Origin of the sequence: Mesorhizobium yinganensis (genome assembly GCF_040081985.1) — a bacterium.
Classification (GTDB): domain Bacteria; phylum Pseudomonadota; class Alphaproteobacteria; order Rhizobiales; family Rhizobiaceae; genus Kumtagia; species Kumtagia yinganensis.
Window position 1 is genome coordinate 1 of the sequence record NZ_JBEBMH010000011.1, and the last position, 19,987, is coordinate 19,987.

At 63.0% G+C, this 19,987-nt stretch carries 22 protein-coding genes and 1 pseudogene; 17 read left to right on the forward strand and 6 right to left on the reverse strand.

Going from position 1 to position 19,987, the window contains the following annotated elements; all coding sequences use genetic code 11:
• The 4 genes and pseudogenes from ABMA59_RS19835 to ABMA59_RS19850 all read left to right on the forward strand — a co-directional run.
• A pseudogene (locus tag ABMA59_RS19835) lies at positions 1–142 on the forward strand (IS110 family transposase); the annotation flags it as partial.
• 287 nt (positions 143–429) lie between these two features.
• Positions 430–1,425: an ABC transporter permease gene (locus ABMA59_RS19840; RefSeq protein ID WP_349007117.1), complete on the forward strand. Its 996-nt coding sequence runs from the start codon at positions 430–432 to the stop codon at positions 1,423–1,425.
• A complete protein-coding gene (locus ABMA59_RS19845; RefSeq protein WP_349007118.1) occupies positions 1,422–2,192 on the forward strand; it encodes an SDR family oxidoreductase in 771 nt (256 codons plus the stop codon). The genes ABMA59_RS19840 and ABMA59_RS19845 overlap by 4 nt, the downstream gene beginning before the upstream one ends.
• Complete coding sequence (locus ABMA59_RS19850; protein ID WP_349007119.1) at positions 2,189–2,848, forward strand: GNAT family N-acetyltransferase; 660 nt, start codon at positions 2,189–2,191, stop codon at positions 2,846–2,848. The genes ABMA59_RS19845 and ABMA59_RS19850 overlap by 4 nt, the downstream gene beginning before the upstream one ends.
• Before the next feature lie 83 nt (positions 2,849–2,931).
• Here ABMA59_RS19850 and ABMA59_RS19855 read toward each other — a convergent pair whose 3' ends face one another.
• Together ABMA59_RS19855 and ABMA59_RS19860 are read right to left on the reverse strand one after the other, a co-directional pair.
• Entirely contained in the window at positions 2,932–3,489 is a 558-nt protein-coding gene (locus ABMA59_RS19855; RefSeq protein ID WP_349007281.1) for an HNH endonuclease, read from the reverse strand.
• A 111-nt stretch (positions 3,490–3,600) separates the two neighbouring features.
• Complete coding sequence (locus ABMA59_RS19860; RefSeq protein ID WP_349007120.1) at positions 3,601–4,260, reverse strand: DNA-3-methyladenine glycosylase family protein; 660 nt, start codon at positions 4,258–4,260, stop codon at positions 3,601–3,603.
• A 394-nt stretch (positions 4,261–4,654) separates the two neighbouring features.
• Between ABMA59_RS19860 and gluQRS the strand changes: the two genes are divergently transcribed.
• Both gluQRS and ABMA59_RS19870 read left to right on the forward strand, forming a co-directional pair.
• Entirely contained in the window at positions 4,655–5,539 is an 885-nt protein-coding gene (gluQRS, locus tag ABMA59_RS19865; RefSeq protein ID WP_349007121.1) for a tRNA glutamyl-Q(34) synthetase GluQRS, read from the forward strand.
• A gap of 144 nt (positions 5,540–5,683) precedes the next feature.
• Positions 5,684–6,379, forward strand: coding sequence for a thioesterase domain-containing protein (locus tag ABMA59_RS19870; RefSeq protein WP_349007122.1), 696 nt, complete (start codon positions 5,684–5,686; stop codon positions 6,377–6,379).
• Between the two features lie 66 nt (positions 6,380–6,445).
• Here ABMA59_RS19870 and ABMA59_RS19875 read toward each other — a convergent pair whose 3' ends face one another.
• Positions 6,446–6,733 carry a DUF6958 family protein gene (locus ABMA59_RS19875; RefSeq protein ID WP_349007123.1) on the reverse strand — a complete coding sequence of 96 codons (288 nt, stop codon included), beginning with the start codon at positions 6,731–6,733 and terminating at the stop codon, positions 6,446–6,448.
• A 199-nt stretch (positions 6,734–6,932) separates the two neighbouring features.
• Between ABMA59_RS19875 and ABMA59_RS19880 the strand changes: the two genes are divergently transcribed.
• On the forward strand, positions 6,933–7,820 hold the full coding sequence (locus ABMA59_RS19880) for a DMT family transporter (RefSeq protein WP_349007124.1): 888 nt from the start codon (positions 6,933–6,935) through the stop codon (positions 7,818–7,820).
• Here ABMA59_RS19880 and ABMA59_RS19885 read toward each other — a convergent pair.
• Positions 7,787–8,638 (reverse strand): YihY/virulence factor BrkB family protein, encoded by an 852-nt coding sequence (locus ABMA59_RS19885; RefSeq protein ID WP_349007125.1) that lies wholly within the window; start codon positions 8,636–8,638, stop codon positions 7,787–7,789. The genes ABMA59_RS19880 and ABMA59_RS19885 overlap by 34 nt on opposite strands.
• Positions 8,639–8,698: 60 nt before the next feature.
• On the opposite strand from ABMA59_RS19885, the gene ABMA59_RS19890 reads away from it, so the two are divergent.
• The 7 genes from ABMA59_RS19890 (at position 8,699) to ABMA59_RS19920 (ending at position 14,284) form a co-directional block, all read left to right on the forward strand.
• Positions 8,699–9,565, forward strand: coding sequence for an SDR family oxidoreductase (locus ABMA59_RS19890; protein WP_349007126.1), 867 nt, complete (start codon positions 8,699–8,701; stop codon positions 9,563–9,565).
• Between the two features lie 22 nt (positions 9,566–9,587).
• Positions 9,588–9,788, forward strand: coding sequence for a twin transmembrane helix small protein (locus ABMA59_RS19895; RefSeq protein WP_349007127.1), 201 nt, complete (start codon positions 9,588–9,590; stop codon positions 9,786–9,788).
• Between the two features lie 43 nt (positions 9,789–9,831).
• A complete protein-coding gene (locus tag ABMA59_RS19900) occupies positions 9,832–10,413 on the forward strand; it encodes a cob(I)yrinic acid a,c-diamide adenosyltransferase (protein ID WP_349007128.1) in 582 nt (193 codons plus the stop codon).
• A gap of 48 nt (positions 10,414–10,461) precedes the next feature.
• Positions 10,462–11,232, forward strand: coding sequence for a rhomboid family intramembrane serine protease (locus tag ABMA59_RS19905; protein WP_349007129.1), 771 nt, complete (start codon positions 10,462–10,464; stop codon positions 11,230–11,232).
• Between the two features lie 204 nt (positions 11,233–11,436).
• Positions 11,437–12,186 (forward strand): electron transfer flavoprotein subunit beta/FixA family protein, encoded by a 750-nt coding sequence (locus ABMA59_RS19910; protein ID WP_349007130.1) that lies wholly within the window; start codon positions 11,437–11,439, stop codon positions 12,184–12,186.
• A 22-nt stretch (positions 12,187–12,208) separates the two neighbouring features.
• Positions 12,209–13,138: an electron transfer flavoprotein subunit alpha/FixB family protein gene (locus tag ABMA59_RS19915; protein ID WP_349007131.1), complete on the forward strand. Its 930-nt coding sequence runs from the start codon at positions 12,209–12,211 to the stop codon at positions 13,136–13,138.
• A 267-nt stretch (positions 13,139–13,405) separates the two neighbouring features.
• Positions 13,406–14,284, forward strand: coding sequence for a 3-hydroxybutyryl-CoA dehydrogenase (locus tag ABMA59_RS19920; protein WP_349007132.1), 879 nt, complete (start codon positions 13,406–13,408; stop codon positions 14,282–14,284).
• Between the two features lies 1 nt (position 14,285).
• On the opposite strand, the gene ABMA59_RS19925 is transcribed toward ABMA59_RS19920, so the two are convergent.
• Both ABMA59_RS19925 and tlpA read right to left on the reverse strand, forming a co-directional pair.
• Entirely contained in the window at positions 14,286–16,115 is a 1,830-nt protein-coding gene (locus tag ABMA59_RS19925; RefSeq protein WP_349007133.1) for a hypothetical protein, read from the reverse strand.
• Between the two features lie 63 nt (positions 16,116–16,178).
• On the reverse strand, positions 16,179–16,898 hold the full coding sequence (gene tlpA, locus ABMA59_RS19930; protein WP_349007134.1) for a thiol:disulfide interchange protein TlpA: 720 nt from the start codon (positions 16,896–16,898) through the stop codon (positions 16,179–16,181).
• Positions 16,899–16,929: 31 nt separating this feature from the next.
• Between tlpA and argH the strand changes: the two genes are divergently transcribed.
• The 3 genes from argH (at position 16,930) to lysA (ending at position 19,924) form a co-directional block, all read left to right on the forward strand.
• Positions 16,930–18,330, forward strand: coding sequence for an argininosuccinate lyase (argH, locus tag ABMA59_RS19935; protein WP_349007135.1), 1,401 nt, complete (start codon positions 16,930–16,932; stop codon positions 18,328–18,330).
• Between the two features lie 72 nt (positions 18,331–18,402).
• Positions 18,403–18,612, forward strand: coding sequence for a hypothetical protein (locus ABMA59_RS19940; RefSeq protein WP_349007282.1), 210 nt, complete (start codon positions 18,403–18,405; stop codon positions 18,610–18,612).
• A 46-nt stretch (positions 18,613–18,658) separates the two neighbouring features.
• Entirely contained in the window at positions 18,659–19,924 is a 1,266-nt protein-coding gene (lysA, locus tag ABMA59_RS19945; RefSeq protein ID WP_349007136.1) for a diaminopimelate decarboxylase, read from the forward strand.
• Positions 19,925–19,987: the final 63 nt, after the last annotated feature.

Here is a 19,987-nt window from a genome sequence, read left to right on the forward strand (position 1 = left end):
GCATCTCAGCGCCTTCCACGACAGGTTGCACAAGGCCGGCAAACCCAAAATGGTCATTCGCATCGCGCTCGCTCGCAAACTGCTCGTCATCCTCAATGCAAAAGCACGCGACGCGCGAAACGAGTTCGCAAATGCAACTTGACACCAAAGATAGTCGCTCACCGGCCCTTCGGGCCACCTCTCCCCCTGCCCGGGGCAGAGGATAGCCTGCCGCGATGCCGGCGCCTCTCCGGCTAGGGTTCCTCTCCCCGGGCAGGAGGAGAGGTGGCCCGAAGGGCCGGTGAGCGGGTGCCTCAGCGTCTCGCCGCAGGCGAGGCGACGAGGATAACAAGGCGAACGACCTCCCTCGGCTGCTGGCAAAAATGGGCGGATCCCAAACCGCCAGCGAGGGGCGGCACCAACGATTCCAGAAATTCGAGCCTCGAACCAATGAACCCACGCACCCGAAAAATCCTCGAGACCGTCCTCGACAATCTCGTCTGGTTCATGCTGCTGTTCGTACTGATCGTCTTTTCGATCTTCATCCCGAATTATTTCCAACTCGGTATATTCGCCAACATCATCGAGGCGTCCAGTGTGCTGGGCGTCATGTCGATCGGCCTGGCGCTGGTCATCATCGCCGGCCACATGGACCTGTCGGTGGAATCGGTGGCAGCACTTGCCGCCATGGCGGTCGGCATCCTGTTCTGTTCGGCCGGCATAGGCCTCGGCATAAAGCTTTATCCCGAATGGCTGATGGTACCGGTCTCGCTGCTGATTGCCATCACCGTCGGCGGGCTGATCGGTGCGCTCAACGGCTTCCTGGTCGTGAAGCTGAAGATGAGCGCCTTCATCATCACGCTTGCTTCCTACATCTGGGTGCGCGGGCTGGTGCTGGCGGTCTCCGGCGGCCGCTCGGCGCAGGATCTTGCGCCCGCCATCCGCTGGTTCGGCATACAGCGCCTGCTCGGCCTGCCGCTGACCGCCTGGATCGCCATTGCCTGCTTTGTCGTCTTCTCACTGATCATGGCCAAGACGACGTTCGGGCGGCATCTGGTGATGATCGGCGGCAACGAGACGGCGACCTACCGCGCCGGCATCCGCGTCACCCGCAACCTCGTCATCGCCTTCGTGTTGGCGGGCGCCATCGCGGGACTAGCCGGCTGGCTGCTCGCCATCCGCACCTCCGGCGCGACGGCCAATCTCGGCGTCGGCCTGCTGTTCAACGCCTTCGCTGCGGTGGTGATCGGCGGCGTCAGCCTGAAGGGCGGCGTCGGCTCGCTGCCCGGCGTCTATGCCGGCGTGCTGCTCCTGTCTTCCATCAACACGGCGATCAACCTCATGGGCCTCCCAGCCAATTTCACGCAGGTCGTGCACGGGCTGCTGGTTCTCGCCGCCGTACTACTCGACACGTTCAAGCAGAATCTTCGCCAGAGGCTCGCATGACCGGACGCTTGCAGGACAAAATTGCGCTGATCGTCGGCGCGGCGCGCGGCATCGGCAGGGGCATCGCAAAGCGCTTTGCCGAGGAAGGCGCAAAGCTGGTGCTCGCGGACAGCGAGGCTGAAATCGGCCAAGCGACGGCCGACGAACTCGGTGCCGCCTTCATCGCCGTCGACATCTCGAAAATGGCCGACGCCGAGGCGGCGGTGGCGCTGGCGCTCGACCGGCACGGCCGCCTCGACATCGTCGTGCAGAACGCCGGCATCTATCCCTGGCAACTGATCGAGAACACCAGTCCGGACGACTGGGACCGCGTGATGGCCGTCAACCTGCGCGGCACCTTCAACGCGGCGCGCGCCGCCCTCGTGCCGATGAAGACGCAAAAATACGGCCGCATGCTGTTCACCTCGTCGATCACCGGGCCGCATGTCACCAGCCCCGGCCACGGCCACTATTCGGCGACCAAATCCGGCATCAACGGTTTTATCCGCTCGGCAGCGCTTGAGTTTTCAGGTTACGGCATCACCGTGAACGGCGTCGAGCCGGGCAACATTTTGACCGAGGCGATCCAGGAACAACGGGGCGCGGCCTTCATCAAGAACATGGAGGATGCGATCCCCCTCGGCCGCCTCGGCACGCCGCGCGACGTCGCCAACGCCTTTGTGTTCCTGGCCTCCGACGATGCGAGCTACATCACCGGCACCACCATCGTCGTCGACGGCGGCCAATTGCTGCCGGAAGGCGCCGATTTCCACATCCTGCCGCCGTGACCCGCGACGGCCTGATCCTCGATTTCGGCAAGCGTTTTTTCCTGCGCCACGCCACCGAGGCCGACCACGCAGCGTTGCGGAAAATCTGCCTGGAAACCGGCGACGCAGGCGAGGACGCGACTGCGCGCGAGGATGATCCTGACCTGATCGGTGAGATTTATTCCGTTCCTTATCAAGTGTTCGAACCGGATTTTGCGTTTGTCGTCGACGGCCCGTCAGGCGTCGTTGGCTACCTGCTCGGCGCACCGGACACGGCGTCTCTTTGTGCCCGGCTTGAGACGGACTGGTATCCGTCGTTGCAACACCATGTCGCCGACCCCGGACCGGACACTGCGCATTGGCAAGGCAGTGACTGGGCGCGGCGCCGTATCCACCATCCCGATCTGGCCATACCCGCCGCCATCGCAGCCTTCCCGTCCCATGGCCATATCGACCTGCTGCCACCGGCGCGCGGCAAAGGCATCGGCAGAAAATGCATCGGCTTTCTTGAAAACCGCCTTGCCGAGACGGGTTCGACCGGGCTCTGGCTTGAGGTCCATCCGCGCAACGCAAAGGCGCAGCGCTTCTACACGAGCCTTGGATATCAACACGTGCCGGAGGCCGATGTGCCCGATCAGGCGCTGTATATGGCCAAGCGACTTATGCCGGTCAGATAGCTTAAGTCATTTCGAAGACGCCCGGAGCAGGCCGCTGCAAGGGCCACGAAAAAGGCCGAACGCAGCAGCGCCCGGCCCTCCGATCACGGCTCCAGTTCGACATCCCAGTACAGATAATCCATCCAGCTTTCGTGCAGGTAGTTCGGCGGGAACAGCCTGCCGTTGTTGTGCAGATCGTGCACTGTCGGCTGGAACGGTTTTTGCATCGGCCACATCTTCGCCTGCGCCGGCAAATGCCCGCCCTTGCGCAGGTTGCAGGGAGAGCAGGCGGCGACCACGTTCTCCCACGTCGTCGCCCCGCCGCAATGGCGGGGGATGACGTGGTCGAAGGTCAGGTCCTCGGGCGTTCCGCAATACTGGCACTGGAAGCGGTCGCGCAGGAACACGTTGAAGCGCGTGAACGCCGGATGGCGCGACGGCTTGACGTAGCTTTTCAGGCTGACGACGCTCGGCACCCGCATCGAGAATGACACGGACGACACCGAATGCTCGTACTCGGCGACGATGTTGACGCGGTCGAGGAACACGGCCTTGATCGCGTCCTGCCAGGACCAGAGCGACAGCGGGTAATAGCTGAGCGGCCGGTAATCCGCATTCAGCACCAGCGCGGGCAGCCCATCTGGAGATACCGCGACCGTCACTTCAAAAACCTCCATCGAAGGTCCAGGACCGATACCAATAGTCTAAGCCCGACATGACAGGGATGTGAAGCGCCTTCGCGGCTACATTGCGGCGCAAAAATATCCGTCTTTTCAGGTTTTTTCCGGAGTTTGCAGGATCGGCGCGGCGTCCCTGCCCTTCGTCTCGCGATAATAGGCCCAGAAAAGCCGCGACGCGATGCCGCGCCATGGCGACCATGATTCGGCGATTCGCGTAAGCTGCTTGTCGTTCGGGCGCGTCTCCATGCCGAGCGCATGGCCGACCGCGCTCTGCAGCGCCACGTCGCGGGCGGGGAAAATGTCGGGATGGCCGGCGGCAAAAAGCAGGTAGACTTCGGCCGTCCACGGGCCGATGCCGGGCACCGCCGTCAGTCTGTCGATCGCCTCCTCCGCCTCCAGTTCGCAGAGATGGATGAGGTCGAGCCCGTCCGCTACCGCGTCTGCCGCCGCCAGCATCGCGCGCTGTTTCGGCCGCGAAAACCCGGCCTCACGGAACACCGCCTCACCAGCGCCGAGCACGCCTTGCGCCGTCAGCGGATCGACGAGCTTGACGAAACGCCCGAAGATCGCATCGGCGCTGGCGCGCGAGACCTGCTGCGAGACAATGATCGAGGCAAGGCTGAAAAAGCCTGGCTCGGTCAACCTGAGCGGCACCGCGCCGGCCATGCGCCGCACGGCAGCCAGTCTCGGATCGGCGGCGCAGAGCGCATCGAGCCCGTCCGTAACGTCGTCCATTCCAACAATTCGCCGCATGCCGCCCTTGTCCGTCAGAGCCCGGCAAAGTAGCAATCGGTCAAATTTTTGCGCAACCCGTTTCCGGCAGGTCGATGCTCAGGGGACAGTTTACTTTCTTTCGGCAGAAAAGCCGCAGCGCTCCCGAGGTCGCGCGGGCCAAAAAAACTGAACAACCCTCGCCTGCAAGGCGAGGGGTTCGAAATGAGAGTCGATTTGAAATCGACTGCTCTGTGGAGAGGGCGAGCCGCACGTTCGGCCAGTCGTCCAAAATCGCTGTTGCTCCTGGTAGTTGTCGCTTCGCGACTTCCTTGTCCTTCCCTTCGCCTGAAGGCGAGGGCTTTGCATCCCCGAGGGATAGTAAACTGTCCCCGCCGCGAGCCGGCAACGGTCGATCCGATTGCCGCGGGTGCCGATGACTTCGCCGGTCTTCCGTTTCGCTCCCAGCCCCAACGGCAAGCTGCATCTCGGCCATGCCTATTCGGCGCTGCTGAATCAGCAGCTTGCCGACGTTACCAGCGGTCGCCTGCTGCTGCGGCTGGAAGACATCGACACCGCCCGCTGTACGCCGGACTTCGAGGCCGGCATTTTCGATGACCTGCGCTGGCTCGGCGTAGGCTGGGAACAGCCAGTGCGCCGGCAATCGGAACACTTTGCCGACTATGACAAAAGCTTTCGCCGGCTGGTGGACGAGAGCCTTGTCTATCCAGCCTTTATGAGCCGGGGCGAGATGCGCGCCCATATCGTCGAGCAGGAGGCAGCGGGAAAAAGCTGGCCGCGCGATCCGGACGGCGTGCCGCTCTATCCCGGTCTCGACAAGGCGCTGCCTGAGAGAAAGCGTGCCGCGTTGATGGCGACGGGAAAACCCTTTGCCTGGCGGCTGGATATGGCGGCGGCGCTCACACGGATCGGCCACCCGCTGGAGTGGACCGAATTTTCGGCCGACGATCCCTCTGCTCTCAATCAGGTCGAAGCACGCCCGCAAGACTGGGGCGACGTCATCCTTGCCCGTCGCGAAACGCCGACCAGCTATCACTTGTCCGTCGTGGTCGACGACGGCTTGCAAGCCATCACCCATGTCGTGCGCGGCCTTGATCTCTTCGCCGCGACCGCCGTGCATCGCGTGTTGCAGGAACTGCTCGGCCTTCCCGCGCCTGCCTATCATCACCATCGGCTGATCTTCGGGCCGGACGGCCGAAAACTCTCGAAGAGCCTTCGCGATACCGGCATTTCCGCCCTGCGCCGAAATGGCGCAGTGCCCAATGACATCAGGCGGATGATTGGCCTCGACCCCTTTTGATCCCTGCGGTTTTGGGTCGAGTTGGCGGACCGCGTTTCCAGCGGTCAGGTGATATTCACCACCTCCGGTAGGTTGGCATGCCCGCTCTCGGCGCATAGACATGGCGCCCGTGCGGGCGGGCTTCGATGCTGAATCGAGGTGCCTTTGTTCATATCCGCTCCCGCCATCCGCCTGGCGCTGCTACCCTCTCTGCTCGTATTGTCCGTAACCGGATGTACGTCTCCGGTGATGCAGGAAGGCGGGCTTGCCAATCCGCCGCTTTCCGAAAAAGGCGTCGTTTACCTGTTCGCCGGCCTGACGCCGACCGGCGACGACATGGCGCGCAGCGGCATGTTCAGCCTGACGCAGTACATTCGCGCCGCCGGCGTCCGGGCCGACGTCTACAATCCCGTTAACTGGCGAGAGGCCGCGGACAATTTCCTGGCGCAGCCGAACCGGACAGAAACGCCCGTCGCCGTGGCCGGCTATTCCCTGGGCGGCAATGCCGCCACCCAGTTTGCCGACCGTTTGCAAGCCGCCGGCGTGCCTATACAGACGCTGCTCGTCTTCGAGGGCTACAAGCCGACGCCGGTACCCTGCAACGTGCGCCGGGCAATCGACATGTATGGCTCGGACGGGCTGTTCAGCATGTCGTCTCGTCTGCGGCCGCAAAAATCCTTCACCGGAAGGCTGGAAACCGTGGATTGGTCAAAGCTGCACAAGAATGGACGCCATGACCATCTCGGCGTGTCGAAGGAGCCCGCCGCCCTTGAATATGTTCAACACGCGCTGATCGACGGCAAGCAGGTGCGCCCGCTGAACCCGTCGCCGGGCGAAGCCGGCTGCCTCGCGCGGTCGTGACCGGCCGGCGACCGTTGCCTGAAACAGGCTGCCGGAGCGTGTCGCACCCAATCGGCGCGTCACGCTCTATGTCTTGAACAACCGCACCGGGCTGCCCTTGGCACGAGCCACGACACCCTTCGCTTCGAGGTCCAGTTGCACGGCCTTCGCCCACCATCCCGCCTTGGCGCCGCCGGGAAAGAGGTCTTCCGGCAAGAGGGGTGTCAGGCGGGTCCTGACCTCGACCGGCGTCAGGCCGGGCTCTTCCCCCGGAAGCACCGCCAGATAGACCCTCTTCATCGCCTCGTATTTCGTCTCGTCGACCGCATAGGTCGAGCCCGGCCTGATGACATTCTCGATTCGGATCTTGCCCATATCTTTCCTCCGTTCACGACAAGGACGTCCCACCGTCGAAAATTCCGACAGCTTGTATGAGAATCTCCAACTATGTCGAAGTCATCCCCTGCTGACGCCAGAGTCGTTTCATCTCCCCTGAATCAATGATTCAGGATTTCGCCTTTGCGCGCCGGTGCTTCCGGCAATAGAGCGGGCGCACGCGAAACAGGCCGCTCCCATGCAGACCAGAAAACTCATCCCGACGGCCTTCGTACTGCTCTGGGCCACCGGCTTCATCGGCGCACGCTACGCAATGCCGTGGGCGGAGCCGTTCACCTTCCTCGCCGTGCGTTTCGGCCTGGCCTTCCTGATCCTGGCGGCCATCGCCCTTGCCACGGGCGCCTGGCGAATGCGACGCCGCGACATCCTTTATGCACTTGCCGCGGGCGCGCTCATGCACGGCGTCTATCTCGGCGGCGTATTCTGGGCAGTGCGCGAAGGGCTGACCGCCGGCCTGTCGGCCCTAATCGTCGGGCTGCAGCCGCTGATAACAGCCGTTCTGGCAGGCATTTTTCTCGGCGAGGAGATTCTTCCGCGCCATTGGGCCGGGCTGGCGGCTGGATTCGCCGGCGTCGTGGTTGTCATCCTGCCAAAACTTGGCTCGGGGCTGGACGCAGTCACCTTGCCGATGCTCGCCGCCGCCATCGTCGCCGTCGCAGGCATGAGCGCCGGCACGGTACTGCAGAAAAAATTCGGCGCCTCCCGAAATCTCGTCATGGGAACCGCGTGGCAGTATGTCGGCGCGACCGTTCTCATGGCCGCTGGCTCGCTGACGCTGGAGACGCATACGATAGTCCTCACCGGCGAACTCGTCTTCGCCATGGTCTGGCTGGTGGTGGTGCTGTCGATCGGCGCCATTTTCCTGCTGATGATCATGATCCGCGAGGGCGAGATGGCGAAGGTGTCGTCGCTGTTCTATCTCGTGCCGGCGGTCACAGCGGTCATGGCCTGGCTCCTGTTCGGCGAAAGCCTGAGCTGGGTCCAGATTGCCGGAATGGCGCTCGCCACCTTCGGCGTCGGCTTGGCGACGTCTCAGCCGCCCACCCGCGCCCGGGCATCGAGGTAGCGTCTTATCGAGGCATTGAGTTCACCGCCAAGGATGAAGACCGCCGAGACGATGTAGAGGAACACGACTGCGATCATGATCGAGGCCAGCCCCGCATACGTGGTCACATAGGACGAGAAGTGGTCGAGATAGGCTGCGAATACGGTCGAGCCGACCAACCAGCCGATCAGGGTGAAGATGATGCCTGGCACCATGTGGGTGAAGCGGCGCTTGCCGGCCGGCAGCCAGACATGCACCGCGATTAATCCCAGCACGATAACAACCGAAGCAATCACAAACCGCCACAGCGTGATCGTGCCGAGATACGGTTCGATCCACGCCGCCTTCGCCAGCGCCAGCCGCACGATCAGCGGTGCGAATACCAGGAGCACGCTGATGACCAAAAACCCAACCGTGGCGATGAGCACGAAGGCGAGGCTCTGGATGCGCCTGTAAAGGAAATGCCGCGTCTCGGTGACCCGGTAGGCCCGATTGAGCGAGGTCCGCAGCGCCTCGATGCCGTTCGACGCGAAGAACGCGCCTAGCAGCGCGCCGTAGGTCAGGAGGTCGCTGCGCTGCACGGTGAGCACATTGATCACCTCGCTGGCGATGGGAGCCGCTATCTGCTCCGGCCAGGTGTCAAAGACCAGATGTACGGCTGTCTCGGAGAATGCCTGTGCACCCAGAAAACTTGCGAGCGTCGTGGCGAAGATCAGGAACGGAAACAGCGCCATCAATGCCGTGATCGCCAAATGGCTGGCCATCGACCATCCGTCGTCGTCGTTGAAGTGGCCGAGCATGTCGGTCAGCACGCGACGGACAGCGACGATCTTCCGCATGGGCTCTACGCTCTCCGTCGATTGTTTCGCGCCCGCGAATATGGGAAGGGTTTGCGGTATATGGCAAGCCGCGATCCAGCCCAGATTTCGATCAGCGAGAACAAGCGCACGATCATCGTCACCGGAGCCTCGTCGGGCATCGGCGCCTATTGTGCACGGGCTTTGAAAAAAGAGGGCTGGCGCGTCTTCGCCACGGCTCGAAAGCCGGAGGACATTCATGCTCTAAGGGATGACGGCATCGAAGCCTTCTACCTCGACTATCGCGAACCCGCCTCCATCGAAGCCCTGGTCGCGAGCGTGCTTGAGCGCACCTATGGAAAGCTCGATGCCCTGTACAACAACGGCGCTCACGCTCAGCCGGGAGCTGTCGAGGATCTGCCGGTCGAAGCGCTGCGGGTGCAGTTCGAGGCGAATTTCTTCGGCTGGCATGACCTGACCCGCCGCATCGTGCCGGTCATGCGCGCCCAGGGACATGGCCGCATCGTCCATTGCTCGTCGATCCTCGGTCTGACGCCGGTGAAATTTCGCGGCGCCTATTGCGCCTCCAAGCACGCACTGGAAGGCCTGATGCTGTGCTTACGCGCAGAGCTGGAAGGGTCGGGCGTGCATGTCTCGCTGATCGAGCCGGGACCGATCGCATCGAAGATCGCAACGAACGGATTGTCGTGGTTTCTCAAGAACATAGACCACGAGAACTCGGTCCACCACAAGGCCTACCAGGCGCAACTCGCCCGCATGCGCGGCGGCGGCACCAAGTCGCGGCTGAAGCTTGAGCCGGAGGCCGTTTATGCGGTTCTGCGTCACGCCCTCCTGTCGCAAAACCCGCGACCGCATTATGTTGTCACCTTGCCGGCTAGGATCGGGGTCTTTCTAAGGCGCATCCTGCCGGCTTCGCTTCTCTATCGCGTTCTGGCCTCGCAGGCCTGAACCGCCTTCATCGGAACAGAAAATGGCAACCGTTTTCAACGTCTTAGCTATCATCGTCATGGCCGCGGTGGTCATCGTACTGATCCGTGGCCTTGCCAACATGATGCGCGGCGGCTCGGGCAACACCTCGAACAAACTGATGCAGGCGCGCGTTTTCCTGCAGTTCATCGCGCTCGTCCTGCTGCTGCTTGCGGTTTGGTTCAACCGCCAGAGCGGCGGATGAACTTAGACGTCGAGCGGCCCTGGGCAAGCGAACGGGAGGGTATGTGGTAAAACTCAACAAGATCTACACCCGCACCGGCGATGACGGCACCACCGGGCTTGGCACCGGTGAGCGCCGCATGAAATCCGACTTGCGGGTAGAAGCCTACGGCACGGTCGACGAGGCCAATTCCTGCATCGGTTTGGCCCGGCTGCATACGGCGGCCGAACATCCCGTGCTGGACACCATTCTTGGCCGTATCCAGAACGACCTTTTCGACCTTGGCGCCGATCTCGCCACGCCGGACGACGGCAAGCCGCTCGGCTATGAGCCTTTGCGCATCGTAGCGTCGCAGACCAAGCGCCTGGAAACCGACATCGACACCCTTAACGCCAACCTCCAGCCGCTCCGATCCTTCGTGCTGCCCGGCGGATCGCCGGCCTCTGCCGCGCTGCATCTCGCCCGCACCGTGGCGCGCCGTGCCGAGCGCCTGATGGTGGCCCTGGTGCAGATCGAGGATGAGCACGTCAATCCGGAAGGCATCCGCTACATCAACCGCGCCTCCGACCTGCTGTTCGTGGCGGCCCGAGTCGTCAATGACAACGGAAAATTCGATGTGCTATGGGTGCCCGGACAGAACCGCTGACCGCACCTTGCGTCTGCTCCACGCCTTGCTCCAAATGAGTCCCGCGCCTTGTTCATCCCGCTCCATGACGCCAACGGCCTCGAGCATATAAAACTTCAATACGTCACCTTCGGCCTGATTGCGTCCAACATCGTCATCTTCATCTTCACCGGCCTCGGCTCGGAGCAATTCGCGGTCGCGACCACCTACGGTTTTGGCTACATCCCTTCCGTCGCCTTCGACCTCGTGAACCTGCCGCCCGAATGGTATTTCGTTCCGGAGGATTTTACCTACCTGACCTACGCCTTCATGCATGCCGACGTCTTCCATCTTGGTGGCAACATGCTGTTCCTGTGGGTGTTTGGCGACAATATCGAGGACGCGCTCGGCCATTTCCGATACCTGGTCTTCTATCTCCTCTGCGCTATCGGCGGCGCGCTTTTCCACGGGTTGATCGATCCCAGTTCACAGATGCCTCTGATCGGCGCATCCGGCGCTGTCGCGGGTGTGGTCGCCGCTTATCTGATGCTGCATCCGCGTGTGAAAATCTGGATACTGGCTTTCGGCCGCATTCCACTTCGCATCCCGGCCTGGATCGCGTTGACGCTGTGGGTCGGCTTCCAATTCGTAATGTTTGCCGGCGCCGGCGAAGAGCAGATCTCGTGGGCCTGTCACATCGGTGGCATTATTACTGGTGCCATCCTCGTCCTGCTTTTGAAACGGCGCGAGGTGCCACTGTTCGACCGCGAAGTCGTTACGCCCCGCGCTGTCGAGATGCAGCAGCAAAGTGCCGTGCGGCCGATCGGCGCCAAACCTGCGCCACGCTGGGGACGACAGTAGATTTCAAACGATTCTATGCCAGCGGCCGCTATTGACGCGCCCATGCACCCTAACTAGGGTCCGGCCCGCTTCCGCAAGCCGTGCAGCCATCGGAAGCGTTCCATTTGTACCGTTTTTTCGCGGTTGATGTCGTCATTCGGCAAACAGGCAGGCTTTTATCCTGATACCAGCGCCGCGAAATCTTGAGAGAAGGGTGAAGCACGCATGAAGGTCCTGGTCCCGGTCAAGCGGGTGGTCGACTACAATGTTAAGATCCGCGTGAAGGGAGACGGATCGGGCGTCGAGCTTGCGAACGTGAAGATGTCGATGAACCCGTTCGACGAGATCGCGGTCGAGGAGGCGATCCGGCTGAAGGAAGCCGGCAAGGCCGAAGAGATCGTCGTCGTGTCGATCGGCCCCCAGCAGGCCCAGGAGACGCTGCGCACTGCGCTCGCCATGGGCGCCGATCGTGCCATCCTGGTCAAGGTCGATGCGCTGGTCGAGCCGCTCGGTGTCGCCAAGGTGCTGAAGGGCGTGGTCGAGGCGGAAAAACCCGGACTGGTGATCCTCGGCAAGCAGGCGATCGACGACGATGCCAACCAGACCGGCCAGATGCTGGCGGCGCTGCTGGGCTGGTCGCAGGCGACCTTCGCGTCGAAAGTCGTAATCGACGGCGACAAGGCCACCGTGACGCGCGAGGTCGACGGCGGCCTGCAGGTCATCGAGGTGAAGCTGCCGGCGATCGTGACGACCGATCTGCGCTTGAACCAGCCGCGTTATGCCTCGCTGCCCAACATCATGAAGGCCAAGAAGAAGCCGCTCGACGAGAAAAGCCCGGCCGATTTCGGCGCCGACGTGACGCCGCGGCTGAAGGTTCTGAAGACCGAGGAGCCGGGTGGCCGCAAGGCAGGCGTCAAGGTGAAGTCGGTGTCCGAGCTGATCGACAAGCTCAAGAACGAAGCAGGCGTGCTGTAAGCGAGTAGGAAGGAAAAAGAAAATGGCAATTCTCCTCATCGCCGAACATGACAACGCATCGCTTTCCGACCAGACGGCCAAGACGCTGTCGGCAGCGCTCAAGATCGGCTCCGACGTGCACGTGCTGGTCGCCGGCAAGGGTGCGAAGGCAGCTGCGGACGCCGCGGCAAAATTGAAGGGCGTCTCCAAGGTGCTGATCGCCGAGGCCGACGAACTCGAACAGCGCCTGGCCGAGCCGCTGGCGGCGACCATCGTGTCGCTTGCCGGCCAATACGACACAATCATCGCGCCGGCCACCACCAGCGGCAAGAACGTCATGCCGCGCGTTGCCGCCCTGCTCGACGTGGCCCAGGTGTCGGAGATCATCGAGGTGGTGTCGCCCGATACGTTCAAGCGTCCGATCTATGCTGGCAATGCCATCCAGACCGTGCAGTCGACCGACGCCAAGAAAGTGATCACTGTGCGCACCGCCTCGTTCCAGTCGACAGCCGAAGGTGGCTCGGCTGCCGTCGAGACGGTCGCGGTCGCCGCCAATCCCGGCCTTTCGAGCTTCCTCGAGAACCGTCTATCCGGCGGCGAGCGTCCGGAGCTTACCTCGGCCAAGATCATCATCTCGGGCGGCCGGGCGCTGGGTTCGTCGGAAAAGTTCCAGGAGGTGATCCTTCCTGTCGCCGACAAGCTGGGTGCCGCCGTCGGCGCGTCCCGCGCGGCGGTCGACGCCGGCTATGCTCCGAACGACTGGCAGGTCGGCCAGACCGGCAAGGTCGTGGCGCCGCAGCTCTACATCGCCGTCGGCATCTCCGGAGCCATCCAGCACCTCGCCGGCATGAAGGACTCCAAGGTCATCGTCGCCATCAACAAGGACGAAGAGGCGCCGATCTTCCAGGTCGCCGACTACGGTCTCGTCGGCGATCTCTTTACGATCCTGCCGGAACTCGAGAAGGCGCTGTAAGCACTTCCCCAAAAAAACCAGGTTGGAGGCCGGGGCGGCGAGTGTCGCCCCGGCCTTTTTGTACCGAGAAACCGCCTGTGCCTCAGGCTTTGACTTTGCATACAAGCGCTGCACAAAGTTTGCGCAATGCACTGGACGAAAGCCGGCTCATCCCATTAGTGTGCACTGCAAAATAAGATTTACGTTGGGATCGATGGTCTGGCTGCCATGGCCCGCATCACCTCAACCGGAAGCACCGGGCGAGACGCCCGAAACGGGATCGAAGAAATGAGCGAGATTGAAACGGTCGGCATCGTCGGCGCGGGTCAGATGGGCAGCGGCATCGCCCATGTCTCTGCGCTGGCTGGCTATAAGGTGCTGCTTTACGATGTCGCGCCGGAGCGCATCGAAAAGGGCATCGCCACCGTCAGCGGCAACTTGGCGCGACAGGTCGCTGGTGGAAAGCTGGCGGAGGCGGAACGCCAGGCGGCCATCGGCCTGATTTCACCTGCTCCCGCCCTCGGAGATCTTGCCGGCGCCGATCTGGTCATCGAGGCGGCGACGGAGGACGAGAGCATCAAGCGCAAGATTTATGCGCAGCTCTGCCCCGTGCTGAATCCGGAAGCCATTCTCGCCACCAACACCTCGTCGATTTCGATCACCCGGCTTGCCTCCGCGACGGACAGGGCCGAGCGCTTCATCGGCATTCATTTTATGAATCCCGTGCCGATCATGAAGCTGGTGGAACTGGTGCGCGGCATCGCCACCGAGAACGACACGTTCGAGACCGCCAAGGAATATGTCCGGCGGCTGGACAAAACCACGACGGTTTCGGAGGATTTCCCGGCCTTCATCGTCAACCGCATCCTGCTGCCGATGATCAACGAGGCGATCTACACGCTTTACGAGGGTGTCGGCACGGTCGACGCGATCGATACGGCGATGAAGCTCGGCGCCAACCATCCGATGGGGCCGCTGCAGCTCGCGGATTTTATCGGCCTCGACACCTGCCTATCGATCATGCAGGTGTTGCATGACGGCCTGTCGGACACGAAATATCGTCCCTGCCCGCTTTTGGTGAAATATGTCGAGGCCGGCTGGCTCGGCCGCAAAAGCGGCCGCGGCTTCTACGATTATCGCGGCGAGCACCCGGTCCCGACGCGGTAGATCATCCCTTAGGACCGATCGTCGGGCAGGCATCGACCGGTTCCGAAGCCAGTCGATAGACACGCAACGTCGCGTCGGACGGCAACGGACATTCTGTCAGCCAGGCCGGCGGCCTTCCGTCGATGAGGCCCATCGCGAGCGGGAATCTGGCAGCGAGGCGAGGGACGGGCACCGCGTTGCGGCGGGCGCAGACCGCGACGTGGGTGGCCTGCGCTTCGTCCATGATGGACCGAGGATCGACCGTGGCCGGGTCGAAGAAGCGCAAGGCGCGCTCGATGCCCACACTGCCGGTATGGAACGGTATCGCGGTCACCGTGGCGCTGGGTTCGGATATCAGCCGGATGCCAATCAGCGGCGACGCGAGCACGCGCGCGCCGGCAGGCCAGCGATACGGTTCGAGATTTTCGAGCACGCAGGTTTCAGCGATTTCGACGCCTTCCAGCGTGATCTCTTCCGCACCAGCCGCCAGGTGATAACCGAGAAGACCGAGCGCCAGCGCTACCCCCGGCAGCATCGGCAGAAGGCGCATGGATGGCGGCTGAATGCGGCCTGCGAATCCACGTGCCATCCTCGGCGGCAAGATTGCGCCAAGCGCATAGGCCAGTCCGGGACCGGCGAACAGCGGCATGAAACGAAGGTAGCGGAAGTAGAGGATCGCGTGCACGACGGCGAGGACGGCGAACAACGCCAGGACGCCCCAAGCCCGGTCCCGGCCCCTTGCGACATAGGCCGCGACAACAGCCGCCAGCGCGCCGGCAAGCTGGACGGCAAGGTAGAACAACTGCACCGACACCACGAAATCACGATGATCGAACAGGCTGCCTTCCTGGTAGATGCGGCCCAGCCAATGGACCCGCAGATAGTCGCTCAGTCCGGCATAGGGACCAGCCATGCATCCCGGGAACAGCAATGCGACCGTCACGGCGGACCCGGCACCGCAGATCGCGAGCATAAGGAACCGCGGCACGGGGCCTGCATGCCGGCCAAGGACAGGCACAATTGCGAAGCTCATCCCCGCCATGATCAACGCCGTCGCGACCGGCGATGAGTAACGGTCGCATAGAGGTTGCGCATAGCTCCCGGGAGCCGTCGTGACGAAGAAGAGGGCGGTCGCCGTTCCCGCCAGCGAAAGGCCGAACAGTTGCAGCGAGACAGCCCCGTCCTCCTTGCCGCCGACGAAATCGAGGGCGCGAATGGCAAATACCAGGACGACGAACAGAGCAAGCTCCATGCCTGCGGCCTGCATCAGCGCCGCTGCGACGCCGCTCGCAAAGGCCGCGCGGCGCCCCGGTATGATCGTCAGCCAGAGGACCACCACCAAAAGCAACATTTGCAGATTGTGGTAGTCGATGCGGCCAGGCTCGAACTCTCCGAGAGCCCTGAGCGTTATGAACGTCGACGCGACAAGAACCAGCGCCGGGTTCGCGAAGCCGAATGTCGCGATCATTTTTCGCAGGAAAAACAGCAGCGCGGCGAGAAGCAGCAAGGGGACGCAGAAGAAAGCCACCGACAGCGCGGAATCCAGGCCGATCAACGGACGCAGGACGAAAGCAACCGCCGCGTAAGGCAGGTCGACGATCCACGGCCAATGCGAAGCGAACGGCTCGGGCTGGAGGATACCCGGAAGGGTGCGGTTGAAGATGTCCCCGCTCTCCAACAGGAAGCGGACCTCATGTGCCTTCAGAAGATCATCCACGTCCCCATTGGCGTAGTGGCCGATGCTCCACAGAAACGACAGGACCAACGATACGACCAGCCACACCAGATATGGCACGGCGCGCTCCGCCAGGATCGGGCGCGGTATGGCCGGCGCTGCTATGGCTTGCGACATGAAGGGGTCTCCGGCTCCATCTTCTGCCAGAGGACCTTTTAGAACTGGTAAAACCGAGCCCCGTTACGAGCTTCCACGCGCCGCCTGGATCAGCTTTTTCGCATCCTCGCCCGCCCATTCCGCCGGCCCGTTCATATGCGCCAACAGGCAACCATCCCCATCGATCAGCAGGGTCACCGGCAGGCCGAGCGCCAGTCCGCGTTTCTTCAGATCGTTGAACAGGTCGAGCGTGTTTTCGCGATAGTAGCCGAGCGAGGACACCTGCGTTTCGGTGAGAAACTTCTTCGGCTTGGTGTCGTCGCCGGTGTCGACATTCACGGCGATCACCTCGAACCCGTCGTCGCCGGCTTCCTTCTGCAAGGCATCCAGCGCCGGCATCTCGGCGCGGCACGGCGCGCACCAGGTTGCCCACAGATTGAGCAGCACGATCTTGCCGGCGCGGTCGGCCAGCGTCATCGGCTTGCCGTCGGGTGCGTTGAAGGCGAGCTTCGAAAGCGACTGCGGCGGATCGGCGGGAAGCATCGCGGCCACCTGGCCGGTTGCCGAGGCGGCCACGGTCTTTGCACGGTCGGCCTTGGCGGGGCAGGAATCGGCCTCCTCGCCGGGTGCCGCCGCCACCGGCGCCGCCCGCTGTATGGTGTCGCCGGATCCGCGCGCCAGCAGGTTGCCAGAGAAGCCCCCGGTGACATATACCGCAACCGCGCCGGCCAGGGCGCCGGCCACCATGGCGGTCAGCATGGCGCGCCAGGCCGGTACCAGTTTCCTTTGCTTTCCGTCCGACATTCTCAAAAATCTCCGAAGCCCGGGTAGCACGATGAACGACAAAAAGGCCAGCAATGCGATGTGGGGCGGACGTTTTGCCTCGGGTCCGGCGGCCGTGATGGAGGCGATCAACGCCTCGATCGGCTTCGACCGGAAACTTTACGCCCAGGACATTCGCGGCTCGCTGGCGCATTCCGAGATGCTGGCGGCAATGGGCATCATTTTGGCCGCCGATCAAGAAAAGATCGCTCACGGCCTGCACACGATTCTGAAAGAGATCGAAAGCGGCGCCTTCACCTTCTCGACTGCGCTGGAAGACATCCACATGAATGTGGAGGCGCGGCTGGCCGAACTGATCGGCCCTGCCGCCGGCCGCCTGCACACGGCGCGCTCGCGCAACGACCAAGTGGCCGTCGATTTCCGGCTCTGGGTCAAGGACGAGCTTTTTCGCGTTGCCGAGGCGCTGAAGGGCCTGATCGCCGTCTTCCTGACGCGCGCCGAGGAACACGCGGCGACGGTGATGCCCGGCTTTACCCACATGCAGTCGGCGCAGCCGGTGACCTTCGGCCACCACTGCATGGCCTATGTCGAGATGTTTGCCCGTGATCTTTCCCGCGTGCGCGACGCGATCGAGCGCATGGACGAGTCGCCGCTGGGCGCGGCCGCACTTGCCGGTACCGGCTTTCCGATCGACCGGCACCGGACGGCGAAAGCGCTCGGCTTCCGCGAGCCGACGCGGAACTCGCTGGACAGCGTGTCGGACCGCGATTTCGCGCTGGAGTTTTTGTCGATTGCGGCGATCTGCGCAACCCACCTGTCGCGGCTGGCGGAGGAGATCGTCATTTGGTCGACGCCGCAATTCGGCTTCGTAAAACTGTCGGACTCCTTCTCTACCGGTTCGTCGATCATGCCGCAGAAGAAGAACCCGGACGCTGCCGAACTGGTGCGCGCCAAAACGGGCCGCGTCAACGGCCATCTCATCGGCCTGCTGACCGTTATGAAGGGCCTGCCGCTCACCTATTCGAAGGACATGCAAGAGGACAAGGAAACGGTGTTCGACGCGGCCGAGACGCTCGACCTGATGCTGGCGGCCATGACCGGCATGGTCGGCGACATGACGGTCGACGCCGAGGCGATGAAGCGCGCCGCCGGCTCCGGCCATTCCACCGCCACCGATCTCGCTGACTGGCTCGTGCGCAGGCTGGGCCTGCCCTTCCGCGAGGCGCACCACGTCACCGGCCGCGTGGTAGCGCTGGCCGAAACGATGAAGACGACGCTGGCGAAACTGTCGCTGGACGAGTTGAAGGCGATCCATCCGGGCATAACCGAGGACATCTTCTCGGTGCTCTCTGTCTCGAAATCGGTGCAGAGCCGCAAATCTTTCGGCGGCACCGCGCCCGGCGAAGTGCGCCGCCAGGTGAAGTATTGGAAGAAGCGGCTGGTCAAGGCGTGAGTTGACGGCAAACGTGCAATGACCCGAAAACTCCGCTACAAGCACCGCACGATTAACCCGAATGGAAAGACGATGGTTGCGGCACGGCTGATGACGACGATCGCGCTTGTCGCGGCTCTCGGTGCGACGGCCGCCTGCGGCCGCAGATCCGACCTCGACACGCCCTATGGCGCCGCCGTGCAGGCACGCAAGGATGCTGAGAAGGCTGGCGAGCCGCTGCCGCCCGAACCGCAGAAACCGGTCGAAGACAAGCCCTTCATTCTCGACAAACTGATCCAGTAAACCTTTCTCCGACGATCGCGACCATTCTTCCTCGCGGAACCTGACAATGAACCATTTCGAATTCCGCGACGGCGTTTTGCATGCCGAGGATGTTCCTGTCCCGGACATTGCACTCACGGTTGGCACGCCGTTCTATTGCTATTCCACAGCGACGCTGGAGCGGCACTACAACGTCTTCAAGCGGTCGTTCACGGGCCTAGAAGCGCTCGTCTGCTACGCGATGAAGGCGAATTCGAACCAGGCGGTGATCGCCACGCTGGCCCGGCTTGGCGCAGGGGCGGATGTGGTTTCGGAGGGCGAGATGCGGCGCGCTCTCGCCGCCGGCGTACCGGCTGACAAGATTCTGTTCTCCGGCGTCGGCAAGACAACGCGCGAGATGGATTTCGCGCTCGCCGCCGGCATCCTGTGCTTCAACGTCGAATCCGAACCGGAACTGGAACTGCTGTCACGGCGCGCCGTCGCGGCCGGCAAGGTTGCTCCGGTGTCGCTGCGCATCAATCCGGATGTCGACGCCAAGACACACAAGAAAATCTCGACCGGCAATGCCGAGAACAAGTTCGGCATCCCGCGCCAGCGCGCTCGCGAGGTCTATGCCCGCGCCGCCGAACTGCCGGGCTTAAAAGTGACCGGCATCGACATGCATATCGGCAGCCAGATCACCGACCTGCAGCCTTTCGATGACGCTTTCTCGATCCTCGCCGATCTCGTCGCAACGCTGCGCGCCGATGGCCACACAATAGACCACATCGATTTCGGCGGCGGGCTCGGCGTGCCTTACCGCATCGACAACGACCCGCCGCCACATCCCGACGCCTATGCCGACATCATCCGCCGCCGCGCCGGCCATCTCGGCGTCAAGGTGATGTTCGAGCCGGGCCGGCTGATCGTCGCCAATGCCGGCATCCTCGTCTCCGAGGTTATCTATGTGAAGGAAGGCGACGCCCGGAATTTCCTGATCGTGGATGCCGCGATGAACGACCTGATCCGCCCGACGCTCTACGACGCTTTCCACGAGATTTTCCCGGTGGTGCGCCAGCCCGTCGACGCACAGCGCATGGTCGTCGACGTGGTCGGTCCGGTTTGCGAGACCGGTGATTACATCGGCCTGTCGCGCGACCTGCCCAAGCTCGAATCCGGCGACCTGATCGCCGTCGGTACCGCCGGCGCCTATGGTGCGGTACAGGCCGGCACCTACAATTCACGCCTGCTGGTGCCGGAAGTGCTGGTTAAGGGCGACACCTTTCACGTCGTGCGTCCGCGCACCCGTTTTGAGGACCTGATCGGCTTGGATTCGCTGCCCGATTGGCTCTGATATCCGCCAACAGCCTATTTGTTTCGGCTTGCCCGAAACGCCGGGCGTCACGATTTCGGCGGG

Excerpts from the sequence above, each read along its gene's own strand:
- ABMA59_RS19840 (WP_349007117.1), top strand. The coding sequence starts at position 430 with ATGAACCCACGCACCCGAAAAATCCTCGAGACCGTCCTCGACAATCTC.
- ABMA59_RS19845 (WP_349007118.1), top strand. The coding sequence starts at position 1,422 with ATGACCGGACGCTTGCAGGACAAAATTGCGCTGATCGTCGGCGCGGCG.
- ABMA59_RS19860 (WP_349007120.1), bottom strand. The coding sequence starts at position 4,260 with ATGCGGCGAATTGTTGGAATGGACGACGTTACGGACGGGCTCGATGCG.
- gluQRS (WP_349007121.1), top strand. The coding sequence starts at position 4,655 with ATGACTTCGCCGGTCTTCCGTTTCGCTCCCAGCCCCAACGGCAAGCTG.
- ABMA59_RS19875 (WP_349007123.1), bottom strand. The coding sequence starts at position 6,733 with ATGGGCAAGATCCGAATCGAGAATGTCATCAGGCCGGGCTCGACCTAT.
- ABMA59_RS19880 (WP_349007124.1), top strand. The coding sequence starts at position 6,933 with ATGCAGACCAGAAAACTCATCCCGACGGCCTTCGTACTGCTCTGGGCC.
- ABMA59_RS19885 (WP_349007125.1), bottom strand. The coding sequence starts at position 8,638 with ATGCGGAAGATCGTCGCTGTCCGTCGCGTGCTGACCGACATGCTCGGC.
- ABMA59_RS19890 (WP_349007126.1), top strand. The coding sequence starts at position 8,699 with ATGGCAAGCCGCGATCCAGCCCAGATTTCGATCAGCGAGAACAAGCGC.
- ABMA59_RS19895 (WP_349007127.1), top strand. The coding sequence starts at position 9,588 with ATGGCAACCGTTTTCAACGTCTTAGCTATCATCGTCATGGCCGCGGTG.
- ABMA59_RS19910 (WP_349007130.1), top strand. The coding sequence starts at position 11,437 with ATGAAGGTCCTGGTCCCGGTCAAGCGGGTGGTCGACTACAATGTTAAG.
- ABMA59_RS19915 (WP_349007131.1), top strand. The coding sequence starts at position 12,209 with ATGGCAATTCTCCTCATCGCCGAACATGACAACGCATCGCTTTCCGAC.
- ABMA59_RS19920 (WP_349007132.1), top strand. The coding sequence starts at position 13,406 with ATGAGCGAGATTGAAACGGTCGGCATCGTCGGCGCGGGTCAGATGGGC.
- ABMA59_RS19925 (WP_349007133.1), bottom strand. The coding sequence starts at position 16,115 with ATGTCGCAAGCCATAGCAGCGCCGGCCATACCGCGCCCGATCCTGGCG.
- tlpA (WP_349007134.1), bottom strand. The coding sequence starts at position 16,898 with ATGTCGGACGGAAAGCAAAGGAAACTGGTACCGGCCTGGCGCGCCATG.
- argH (WP_349007135.1), top strand. The coding sequence starts at position 16,930 with ATGAACGACAAAAAGGCCAGCAATGCGATGTGGGGCGGACGTTTTGCC.
- ABMA59_RS19940 (WP_349007282.1), top strand. The coding sequence starts at position 18,403 with ATGGTTGCGGCACGGCTGATGACGACGATCGCGCTTGTCGCGGCTCTC.
- lysA (WP_349007136.1), top strand. The coding sequence starts at position 18,659 with ATGAACCATTTCGAATTCCGCGACGGCGTTTTGCATGCCGAGGATGTT.